The organism is Chryseobacterium sp. SORGH_AS_0447 (assembly GCF_030818695.1).
In the GTDB taxonomy this organism is placed as follows: Bacteria; Bacteroidota; Bacteroidia; order Flavobacteriales; family Weeksellaceae; genus Chryseobacterium.
In genome coordinates, this window is the sequence record NZ_JAUTAR010000001.1 from 1,646,137 (window position 1) to 1,657,475 (window position 11,339).

An 11,339-nucleotide genomic window follows, 5' to 3' on the forward strand; every position below is an offset into this window, starting at 1 on the left:
TTAACAAAATTCCAAAAAACAAAAAAGTCACCTCGTATGAGATGACTTTAAGTGGTTTCTCCAGGAATCGAACCAGGGACACATGGATTTTCAATCCATTGCTCTACCAACTGAGCTAAGAAACCATTTGGTTGTACTTCGTTTTGAAGTGGTGCAAAACTAATAATAATTATTAAATCATGCAAGGATATTTAAAATAACTTTGAAAAGAAAACCACCTTTTTACAGGTGGTTTTTTAAGTGGTTTCTCCAGGAATCGAACCAGGGACACATGGATTTTCAATCCATTGCTCTACCAACTGAGCTAAGAAACCATTCTTTTACTTCGTTGTTTTAAAGTGATGCAAAAGTAGTAAGTTTTCGTATATGAAGCAAGTATTAAGAATACTTTTTTTAACAAATCTTAAAACCTACTGATTTTCAATCGGATTATTTTCCTGTTCCTTTCGGATCTGTTCGCTCATTTCCTCTAATACCGGCTTAATCGTGCTTTCGGGAAGATCACTGATCCGGATATACATCAGCCCGTCGATCGCATCGTTGAAGTTGGGATCTACATTGAAGGCGATTACCTTTGCGTTCTGCTTAATGTATTTCTTAATTAAGACAGGCAGTCTCAGCTCCGGCTCGAGATCGTCAATGATCTTATCAAGCTTATTCAGATCAGACTCCATTTCCTCGAAAAACAGGTGCTTGTCGCGGTCCCGGAGTTTTACTTTATATTCATTTCTCGGCGTGATGTACTGAGCTACGGCAGAATCATAGTAATTCGAACGCATAAACTCGATCATCAGGGATTTTGAGAATTCGGAGAATTTATTCGAAATACTCACACCGCCCATCAGGAATTTATGATCGGGATTTCTGAGGCAGACGTGTACGATCCCCCTCCATAAAAGGAACAGGGGTAGAGGCTTCTGCTGGTATTCCTGGCAGATGTACGCCCGTCCCATTTCAATTACTTTTTTGAAGAAAGGGTGGATATCCTGTTCAAATTCGAACAAAGAACTGGTATAAAAGCCCCGGATCCCCGATTTTTTCATAACTTCTTTGCCCAAAGCCATCCGGTAGGCACCCACAAGCTTTTCCGCAGCATTATCCCAAAGGAAAAGGTGATGGTAATGCTTATCATATTCGTCCAGGTCGAAAGGCAGGTTGCTTCCTTCGCCCACGGCACGGAAGGTAAGCTCCCGCTGGCGTCCGATTTCCCTCATGATCGAAGGAATCTCCTCGTAAGTGGTAAAGTAAACTTCATAATTTCCATTGCTGAAAAACATCTTATCTGTTCCTTTCAGCTTGGAAATGTCTTTTAAAATGTCCTCTTTCGGTGTTTCATCAATGATGTTCTGGACAATATTTTCTTCCTTCAGCAAAGGGAACTTTACCGATAGATTCTTAAGATTGATGCTTTCAGCCAATGATTTCCTCTTTTCATAATAAGATTGCATCATGTATACTTTACGTTTCAGAAACTCGCCCAGCTCCTGAATCGTTTCCATATCATCCATGGCTTTTACCGTAATCGGCTTTCCGATCCTGATCCTGATCGGTTTTTCCCGGTCTTTCATCATCTCCGCAGGAAGCATGATGGTCTGTAAATTAGGATGAAACTTTGCCACCTGATAGAACACCCTGCTGTTTTTTGCATGGAAATACATAGGAACCACCGGCACTTTAGCCATCCGGATCAGCTTCAGCGCCGGTTTTTCCCAGTCTTTATCCAATATCTCTCCGTAAGGATTATTTTTGTTTGAAACTTCGCCTGCCGGGAAGATTCCTACGCAGCCTCCGTTTTGCAGATGCTTTAATGTTTCGCGCATCCCCGAAGAGCTGCTGTGTGCTTCTTTTCTGTTTTCAAAAGGATTGACGGAAATTACGTAAGGTTCCATAGGTTTAATCTTCTCCAGAAGAAAATTTCCCATTACCTTAAAATCCGGTCGCACTTCCGAAAGTACCTTACACATGAGAATCCCGTCGATTGCGCCCAGCGGATGATTCGAAACCAGAATAAAAGGACCTGTCTTAGGAATTTTTGCCAGATCCTCTTCAAAAGCGATATAACTTAATTTACGCTCTCTCACAAATGAGTCGAAAAAGTCTTTACCTTCCTTGTCTTTCAGTTTGTCGTATAGTCTGTTTACTTCGTTTATTTTAGCAATGCTCATAATAGCAGATGCTACAGGATTCTTAAGAAATCCTATTTTACTTAAGCCGGAAGCTTTTATTAAATCGTTTTTCGAAATTAAACTCATGTGTGTTTAGTCGCAATTAGTTTTATTGTGTTACCATTTGAAGTGTATTCTTCGAAATCTGCTCCAATAATACACTTTTTTCCTGGTAAAATTGATCTATGTTCTCGATTTTAGCATTTCTTACCGTGAATAAAGATACATTTTTTACGATTTCCGTTTTAAATGATTTTTGCAGTTCTTCGTTAAGCTCATCGATATGATTGAATTTATCTTCCAGGCATAAAGCCAGTGAAATAGCAGAATTCTGCATCAGGGAAACCTTGATTTTATTTTTAGATAAATATCCGAAAACCAGGCTCATATGGTCTTCCGCAATGAATGAAAAATCGCGAGTCGATATTTTTAACAGCGTCTGGTTTTCCTTTAGGATATAAGATTCTTCGCTTTGATTTTTTTCTGAAGCGCCTACTTTTGTTCCTTCTTTCGTAGGATCTACAAAAGATTTTACGTAGAAAGGAATGTTTTTTTGCTGAAGCGGCTGCAATGTTTTCGGGTGGATTACACTCGCGCCATAGTAGGCCATCTCAATCGCTTCTTCGTAAGAAATATTGGATAGCAGGGTCACATCCTTGAATTTTCTCGGATCTCCCGTCATTACCCCCGGTACATCTTTCCAGATGGTCATTGCTTCGGCATTCAGGCAGTAAGCAAAAATAGCGGCTGAATAATCGGAACCTTCTCTTCCCAAAGTAACGGTGAAATTATTGTCATCCGAACCAATAAAACCTTGGGTAACGTAGCAGATCTCTTTATTTAAGTTTGAAATAAATTCTTCGGTTTTCGCCCAGTCGACAACTCCTTCGCGGTAGGAATTATCGGTTTTTACATAATCCCGGGCATCCAGCCACTGGTTGGTAAACTGAATTTCGTTTAAATATTCACTCACAATTTTCGTGGAAATCATTTCCCCGCAGCTTACGACCTGGTCATAGACGAAGTTATAGTTAGGAGACTTGTTTCTACGTAAAAAAGAATCAATATCATCAAAAAATAAATTGATTTCCGCAAAAACAGCATGATTTTCGGGAAATAGGCCTTCCGCGATTTCCATGTGTTTTCGTTTTATCTTTTCAATTTCTGTTTGATAGTTCTCTTTTCTGAAATAAAGCTCCACCACTTTTTCCAATTCATTCGTCGTTTTGCCCATCGCTGAGATTACCAGCAGACATTTGGCAAATCCCTGGCTTTTTAAAACCATAGACACGTTCTTTACGCTTTCAGCATCTTTTACCGATGCTCCACCAAACTTGAAAATTTTCATTAATTTGTTAATAATAAAATTGTTAGATAAAAATTATGGGAATATTTTACGGGGCTCAAAATTATAAATTTACAACGAGATATGAAATAGCCCATGAATTTCACCGGCTTAAGATTTTATTAAAATTAGTAATAAGCAGAAATTAGCATTGTTGCAATACCGAAAAGGGAGCATGTTTTTATGATAAGTCCTGCTTTTCAGATGGAGATTGAGTGTTTATTGTATTTAGGTACAGTAGGTTATAGGCTTTTATTAATAATTATTTTAATTTGTGATAAATTTTACGAAATTTGAGCAAATCGTAAAAAGAAAAATATGTCACAGCAACCATTACAGACTTTAGGAGAGTTCCTTATCGAGAAGCAGGATGATTTCCAGTACTCCACCGGAGAATTTTCCCGCCTGCTGAGTGCGATAAGGCTGGCTTCTAAAGTGGTAAACAGAGAAGTAAATAAAGCAGGGATCGTAGACATCGCAGGTGCGGCCGGTAACCAAAATATTCAGGGAGAAGAGCAGCAGAAACTGGATGTGATTGCCAATGAAATTTTTATTACGGCTCTGTCTCAGCGTGAGGTTGTCTGCGGAATCGCTTCCGAGGAGAACGATGATTTTATCGATATTAAATGCGGTGAAAACGGTCATTTAAGCAAATATGTTGTGTTGATCGATCCTCTGGATGGTTCTTCAAATATTGATGTGAATGTTTCTGTAGGAACCATTTTCTCCATTTTCAGAAGGGTTACCGAGCCGGGAACGCCGGTACAGCTGGAAGACTTCTTACAGAAAGGGATCAACCAGATTGCAGCAGGATACATCATTTACGGATCATCTACCATGATCGTTTATACGACAGGAAATGGGGTGAATGGATTTACACTGGATCCATCTTTGGGAACCTATTATCTTTCCCATCCGAATATGACCTTTCCAAGAACCGGGAAAATTTATTCGATCAATGAAGGAAACTACATCAAATTTCCTCAGGGTGTAAAAAATTATCTTAAATATTGCCAGATGGAAGAAGGGGACCGGCCGTACACATCAAGATATATCGGTTCGCTGGTTGCCGATTTCCACAGGAATATGCTGAAAGGCGGGATTTATATCTATCCGTCTTATTCACAGGCACCTAACGGTAAGTTGAGATTACTTTACGAATGTAATCCGATGGCTTTCTTAGCCGAGCAGGCGGGTGGAAAAGCAACCGATGGTTTCCGAAGAATCCTGGAGATCGAGCCGACTGAGCTGCACCAAAGAATTCCGTTTTTTTGCGGAAGCATTGACATGGTAGAAAGAGCGGAAGAATTTATGCGAATCGACAGTGTAAAATAATGAAAGCAGAATATTTCAGATATTTATTGGAATTCAAACGCCCGAGCGGAACATCTCGTGGCGTTTTGCATGAAAAGGAAACCTTTATCCTTGAAATTTCCGAAAACGAAAAGAAAGGAGTCGGAGAATGTGCCGTTTTCAGAGGGCTTAGCTTTGACGACCGCCCGGATTATGAAGAAAAGCTTCAGTGGCTGTGCGAAAACATCCAGCAGGATTATGAAGTTCTAAAAGCTTATTTAAAAGATTTTCCTTCCATCTGGTTCGGATATGAACAGGCATTGCTGAATCTGAAGCATGGGGGGAATATTTACTTTCCAAGTGAGTTTACTCAAGGAGTTTCGCCGATCATCATCAACGGGCTGATCTGGATGGGAAGTGTCGATTACATGGAAGAACAAATACGTGATAAACTGGATCAGGGATTTCATTGTATCAAATTAAAGATCGGGGTCGACTGGAAATCGGAATATGAAGTTCTTAAGAAACTGAGACAGAAGTTTTCAAAGGAAATCCTGGAATTGCGCGTGGATGCCAATGGCGGTTTCAGCAAAGATGAAGCGGAAACCGTTCTTCAACAGCTGGCAGATTTACAAATTCATTCTATTGAGCAGCCGATTAAGGCAGGAAATATAGCTGATATGGCTGAACTATGTTCGGAGACGCCAACCCCAATTGCTTTGGATGAGGAATTGATCGGAATTACAGACTTTAATGAAAAGAAAAAGCTACTGGAAATAATAAAGCCTCAGTACATTATTCTGAAACCAGCTCTTATCGGAGGTTTTGCAGGTTCGGATGAATGGATTTCTTTAGCGGAAAGCCAGAAGATCGGATGGTGGATTACCTCAGCGTTGGAAAGTAATATCGGACTGAATGCCATTGCTCAATATACTTTCACAAAAAAAAGCCCGATGCCGCAAGGATTGGGGACCGGAGCTTTATTTGTAAATAATTTCGAATCACATCTTGATTTGCAAGGCGAAATGTTATGGTTCAAAATATAAATAAGAAAATTAATTAGCAAGCTGGCGGAGGTGAATCCGGACAAGTGGTTTTGCCACAATAATCGGGATCCCATGATCTGCAGCACATAGCCGCCGGATTCCAATTGTTACAGCCAAGAGGAGGCCTTCCTCCCTGAATTGTTCTCAATTTTTCTCTTTTGATTTTTTCTAGATTTTTCATGATAACATTTTAATTTGATTGGTAATGTAAATATGAAAATCTTTTGGGAGATCTGCAACAATTCCAGCGTATTTAACAGATATTAAAACAGTATATTCTGTAACTGAAATCTATTATTCCCTTATTAACTATAATAATAAGTGCAAATCGTGTCTGTTCTGTGAAATTTAATACTTTTTATTAAATCACGTCTTTTATGAAAATTGCTTTCTTAAGGTATTCTACCCATGAAGAAAACTTGCTTTTAACTTTTTCCATGATATAAATTTTTGTATTCCTTTACTATTAATTGTTGAGAATGGCTACAATCTCTATGCCAGACTGTGCTACCACAATTATTCAATAAAGTGTGATATTTAGGTGTTTGAAGCAATGAGCTGGTTAATAAGTTATTGTAAAGGTATTTTCGTTGTTTTTTATTCTGTTGGTGATAAGATTACGATCGATACCATATAGATTTTGAAAAATGTCGTTTTGAACCATCGAGCTGGAAAGATAACCCCAATGATTACCGATTTCAAATTTAAAAGTATCCAAAATATCATCTTCAACGAAAGTACAGTCGATCACCGAAACAATATCTTTGAAACGGTCAATATTGCTGGGTCCATTTTTTCCCAGCCTTGGGGTCAGGATATTTTTGGTAAACTGGGAAATACCCAAAATCACGTCTTGTTTGTTTAAATAAATGGAAACCCGATTGGAAAGCAGGGGAAGCTTGTTGAAGGAATCTTCCGAATCTTCAAAGACTTTATAGCTTACGTCCGAATTCAGCAATAAAACCTGGTCGATCACACGCAGGATGTTTTCACTTTTTAAACTGTACAGCATACTCTGAAGAACACGGTTTCCCATAGAGTGCGCCATGATATGAATCCGCTGGTTGCAGGGAGCCAGGTCACGGTTTGAAAAAACATCTTTTAAGAATTGGGTATAAAAGTAAAAAAGCCGCATCAGCGAAGTCCCGGAATTGATGCTCGAAGCCTTATCGTCGAAATAGGTCAGCGGAACAATACTGCTCGAAGCAGGCCAGCTGATAAACAGAATATGCTCTACGGGGGATGCCGGATTGTCTATAAAGATTTTTTTAAGATCAATAATAGCTTTTAATTCATCATTGAAATCATAGGCGTATCCGTGGATAAAAATCATTACATCGCTTCTGTCTTTTGCTGAAGACATATTTTTATAAAGCTCATAAAACATTCTCTGGGTACCGCCCAGATTAGTTGCGGTCAAAGAGGAATTCTTGATCCCTTTTTCATTCAGCAGCACTTCCAGCACTTCCTGGTAGCCCTGCTTTTCGGGTTCTGAAAAAAGCGTATAATTTAGAATATTCCGGTTGGTGTAATCTTTTTTCTTTCGGGCCGCTTTGGTCGGTTCTTTATAATTATCAAAGTTACATTTCGCAATTCTGAAATTAGGAATTGAATATTCATCATTGGAAAAAGAATCGGCTTTTTCACCTTTGTGACGGACGATTTTTCTATTGCTCAGGATGTAGACGGCCATGTTGATATCGAATTTGAGTAACGGTTTTAGTAAGCCTAAATTAAGTAAAAATATTGTACCCGAAACACTTGTTGTCTTAAATAATCACTTGGGTAAACCCTTAAATTTTCCTAAATTTGCAAATTGCCGTTATATGCGGCATTTTAAAGCGAATTTTAATGGAAGAAGAAAAAAAATCACTCAATTTTATTGAGCAAATTATCGAAGATGATTTGGCAAACGGCCTGAAAAGAGATCAGATCCGTTTCCGTTTTCCGCCTGAACCAAACGGTTATCTGCATGTAGGTCATACCAAAGCGATCTGCATCAACTTCGGTTTGGGTGAAAAATACAATGCTCCCGTGAACCTTCGTTTCGACGATACGAATCCTGAAAAAGAAGAGCAGGAATTCGTGGATTCTATTATGAAAGACGTTGAATGGTTAGGCTTCAAATGGGATAAAGTATTGTACGCCTCCGATTACTTCCAGCAGCTTTACGATTGGGCGGTACAGCTTATTAAAGAAGGAAAAGCGTATGTAGACGAGCAGCCTTCCGAAGTGATTACCGAACAGAGAAAAAATCCTACCGAGCCGGGTGTGGAATCGCCATACAGAAACCGTCCTGTTGAAGAATCCCTGGACTTATTCGAAAGAATGAAAAATGGGGAGTTTGAGGAAGGAGCAATGTCGCTTCGTGCCAAAATCGATATGACGTCGCCGAACATGAACATGCGTGATCCGGTGATGTACAGAATTCTGAAAAGACCACACCACAGAACAGGAACCACCTGGAAAATTTACCCGATGTACGACTGGGCGCACGGGGAATCCGATTATATCGAACAGATTTCGCACTCCCTTTGTTCTCTTGAGTTTGAAAACCACAGGCCTTTGTACAACTGGTACCTGGATCAGGTATATGAAGAAGGAAAGGTGAAGAACAAGCAGAGGGAATTTGCCAGGATGAACGTTTCTTACATGATCACTTCCAAAAGAAAGCTTCAGAGGCTGATCGCGGAAAAGGTAGTGAACGGCTGGGACGATCCGAGAATGCCTACCATTTCCGGAATGAGGAGAAAAGGGTTTACACCGGTTTCCATCAGGAATTTTATTGATAAAGTAGGAGTTGCCAAAAGAGAAAACCTTATCGAGCTTCAGCTGCTTGAATTCTGTGTCCGTGAAGACCTGAATAAAGTGGCAAAAAGAGTGATGACGGTGGTAGATCCTGTGAAATTGGTCATTGAAAACTATCCGGAAGGCCAGGAAGAATGGCTGGAAACAGAAAACAATCCTGAGCAGGAAAATGCAGGAACAAGAGAAATTCCTTTTTCCAGAGAGCTGTATATTGAACGTGAAGACTTCAAGGAAGAAGCCAATAATAAATTTTTCAGATTGAAATTAGGCGGTGAAGTGCGTTTGAAATCTGCTTATATCATCAAAGGAGAAAGAGTAGAGAAGGATGAAAACGGAAACATTACGACCATTTACGCAACTTATGACGAAAAATCCAAATCGGGAAGCGGTACGGAGGAAAGTTTGAGAAAAGTAAAAGGGACCATTCACTGGGTGTCTGCAAAACATGCCATTCCTGTGGAGATCAGAAACTACGATAAATTATTTACGGTAGAACAGCCTGATGCGGAGAAAGACGTGGACTTCCTGGATTTCATCAATCCGGATTCCGTAAAAACCGTTCAGGGATTTGCCGAGCCAAGCTTAAAAGAAGTAGCTGTTGGGGAACCGCTACAGTTCCAGAGAATTGGCTATTTTACGAAAGATCAGGACTCTACGGATGCAAATTTTGTATTCAACAGAACCGTAACCTTAAAAGACTCTTATAAGCCGGAGTAGAAATTTATTTATACATATAAATGAAACAGGGCTTAATTTTTTAAGTCCTGTTTTTGTTTTTAAACACTGATGACACGAATAGGCTCACAAATATTATTAAGGTTCATTCGTGAAAAACATTAGTGGTATTTGTAGTTAGAGTATAGGAATGCTGATTAAACACTAATGTCACGAATAAGCTCACAAATATCACAAATAATAGTTGTGTCGTTCGTGAAAAAAAATGAGTGCTGTTTGTGGTTAAAAATGAAGCAGGCAATGGCTTAATTTCAAATAATAAAATATAAAAAATCAAAATTGTGAAACTATTAAAAATATATATCAATTCATTCAGAGGGCTTTCGTCGGAAAGCTGGATGCTCGCCCTGGTGATGCTGATCAACCGTTCGGGTTCGATGGTGTTGCCTTTCCTCGGCGTTTATATGACCGATCATCTTAAATTCGACATTAAAAGTGCCGGAATTGTACTCAGTTTCTTTGGGATTGGCTCTGTGGTGGGTTCCTGGCTGGGTGGAATGATTACGGATAAAATCGGAGAATTCCGGGTACAGAGTATGAGTCTGTTCCTGAGTGTTCCCATGTTTTGCCTGATCCCGCTTTTTCATACCGAAACCGGGCTGGCGGCGATTATTTTTATCCAGAGCTCCATCAGCGAAGCGTTCAGGCCGGCCAATTCCGTAGCAGTATCCAAGTATGCCAAACCCGGAAACATTACCCGGGCATTTTCCCTGAACCGGATGGCGGTAAACCTCGGATTTTCCGTAGGCCCCGCGCTGGGCGGAATACTGGCTGCGATTTCGTATGACTTCCTATTTTACTCAAATGCCATCGGTGCTTTACTGGCGGGATTAACCTATGTTTTCTTTTTCAGAAACCGAAGTTATAGGAACAAGGAAAAATCCGATCCGGTAATGGCCAATACAACGGTATCGCCTTACAAAGATTCAAGGTTTATTCTTTTTGCGGCGGCCTGTTTTCTGTTTTCCGTGTGCTTTTTCCAGATATTGAATACGCTTACCATATTCTACAAGCAGGAAGCCCGTCTTTCTGCTGAGAAAATAGGTTATATCCTGGGCTTCAGCGGAGTCATCGTCGTAGTCATGGAAATGATTATGGTACAGATCGCGGAAAAATATTTAAAGCTGAAAACCACCATGCTGTTGGGTACACTGTTCTGTGCTGTTTCTTTTGGGATGCTGGCTGCCGGAACTTCGTTATGGATCCTTGTGGTGTCTATTACCATTCTGAGTGTGGGGGAGATCTGGGCCCTGCCGTTTATGGCGACTATTACTTCGCTCCGTTCGGGAACACATAACAAAGGCGCTTATATGGGATTGCTGGGAATTGCCTTTTCGCTTTCGTTTATCATAACGCCGTCGCTGGGGACGTTTATCGCAGAACGTTTCGGGTTCACCTTTTTATGGTCTGCAACAGGAATTATTCTCGGAATGACAGCAGTCGCTTTCTATTATATTGTTCCGTGGATGATCGGTAATAAAAAAGAATCGCATTAATAAATTTAAAATAATGTTAGATGAAAGAGCCGGTAGATAATCGGGTTCTTTCTTTTTAGGTAAAGTGATCTGTCGGTGTTATGGTAATTGATGTATTATTTAGTACATCAGTTATTGTAAATTCAATTTAGTTAAGGTTGGTCTGGATAAACTTATCAGTAGCGTCGGCTTCAGCCCGATGTAATTATAGCAGTTTAAAATCCGGCTTTAGCCAAAACTTATAATAATTTTCGCTAAAGCCGGATTATCATACATCATATATCAAATGGGCTTTAGCCCATTTCTATTGAAACTTTTTGTCTGCTTTATTAATCTTGCAATGAATGCGAATTGGAGATCATTGTACTTTAAATCAGCCTGAAAACTCTGGAATACATACGCACTCTCTTGAAGTTAAATTAAAAAATTTAGTTTAAATATACCCTGATTGCAAAGGAAAGTACAGTTTTTG

At 39.7% G+C, this 11,339-nt stretch carries 7 protein-coding genes and 2 tRNA genes; 4 read left to right on the plus strand and 5 right to left on the minus strand.

Annotation, left to right across the window (positions count from 1 at the left end; translation table 11 throughout):
• Positions 1-52: 52 nt before the first annotated feature.
• From QE422_RS07765 to QE422_RS07780, 4 genes are all read right to left on the minus strand, one after another.
• Positions 53-125: transfer RNA gene (locus QE422_RS07765), tRNA-Phe, on the minus strand.
• A 116-nt stretch (positions 126-241) separates the two neighbouring features.
• Positions 242-314, minus strand: a tRNA-Phe gene (locus QE422_RS07770).
• 96 nt (positions 315-410) lie between these two features.
• Positions 411-2,252 carry a lysophospholipid acyltransferase family protein gene (locus QE422_RS07775; RefSeq protein WP_307456477.1) on the minus strand — a complete coding sequence of 614 codons (1,842 nt, stop codon included), beginning with the start codon at positions 2,250-2,252 and terminating at the stop codon, positions 411-413.
• 22 nt (positions 2,253-2,274) lie between these two features.
• Entirely contained in the window at positions 2,275-3,513 is a 1,239-nt protein-coding gene (locus tag QE422_RS07780) for an aspartate kinase (RefSeq protein WP_307456478.1), read from the minus strand.
• Positions 3,514-3,828: 315 nt separating this feature from the next.
• Here QE422_RS07780 and fbp point away from each other — a divergent pair, with 315 nt between their 5' ends.
• Positions 3,829-4,845, plus strand: a complete 1,017-nt coding sequence (gene fbp / locus QE422_RS07785; protein WP_307456479.1) for a class 1 fructose-bisphosphatase — start codon at positions 3,829-3,831, stop codon at positions 4,843-4,845.
• Positions 4,845-5,849 carry an o-succinylbenzoate synthase gene (gene menC / locus QE422_RS07790; protein WP_307456480.1) on the plus strand — a complete coding sequence of 335 codons (1,005 nt, stop codon included), beginning with the start codon at positions 4,845-4,847 and terminating at the stop codon, positions 5,847-5,849. Before fbp ends, menC begins: the two co-directional genes overlap by 1 nt.
• A gap of 562 nt (positions 5,850-6,411) precedes the next feature.
• Here the strand turns inward: menC and QE422_RS07795 are convergent.
• Positions 6,412-7,542, minus strand: a complete 1,131-nt coding sequence (locus QE422_RS07795; RefSeq protein WP_307456482.1) for an alpha/beta hydrolase — start codon at positions 7,540-7,542, stop codon at positions 6,412-6,414.
• Between the two features lie 158 nt (positions 7,543-7,700).
• On the opposite strand from QE422_RS07795, the gene QE422_RS07800 reads away from it, so the two are divergent.
• Positions 7,701-9,374, plus strand: a complete 1,674-nt coding sequence (locus QE422_RS07800) for a glutamine--tRNA ligase/YqeY domain fusion protein (protein ID WP_307456484.1) — start codon at positions 7,701-7,703, stop codon at positions 9,372-9,374.
• A 299-nt stretch (positions 9,375-9,673) separates the two neighbouring features.
• The gene (locus QE422_RS07805) at positions 9,674-10,888 is read left to right on the plus strand and encodes an MFS transporter (RefSeq protein ID WP_307456485.1); all 1,215 of its coding nucleotides are present in this window, start codon (positions 9,674-9,676) and stop codon (positions 10,886-10,888) included.
• Positions 10,889-11,339: the final 451 nt, after the last annotated feature.

Excerpts from the sequence above, each read along its gene's own strand:
- QE422_RS07775 (WP_307456477.1), bottom strand. The coding sequence starts at position 2,252 with ATGAGTTTAATTTCGAAAAACGATTTAATAAAAGCTTCCGGCTTAAGT.
- QE422_RS07780 (WP_307456478.1), bottom strand. The coding sequence starts at position 3,513 with ATGAAAATTTTCAAGTTTGGTGGAGCATCGGTAAAAGATGCTGAAAGC.
- fbp (WP_307456479.1), top strand. The coding sequence starts at position 3,829 with ATGTCACAGCAACCATTACAGACTTTAGGAGAGTTCCTTATCGAGAAG.
- menC (WP_307456480.1), top strand. The coding sequence starts at position 4,845 with ATGAAAGCAGAATATTTCAGATATTTATTGGAATTCAAACGCCCGAGC.
- QE422_RS07795 (WP_307456482.1), bottom strand. The coding sequence starts at position 7,542 with ATGGCCGTCTACATCCTGAGCAATAGAAAAATCGTCCGTCACAAAGGT.
- QE422_RS07800 (WP_307456484.1), top strand. The coding sequence starts at position 7,701 with ATGGAAGAAGAAAAAAAATCACTCAATTTTATTGAGCAAATTATCGAA.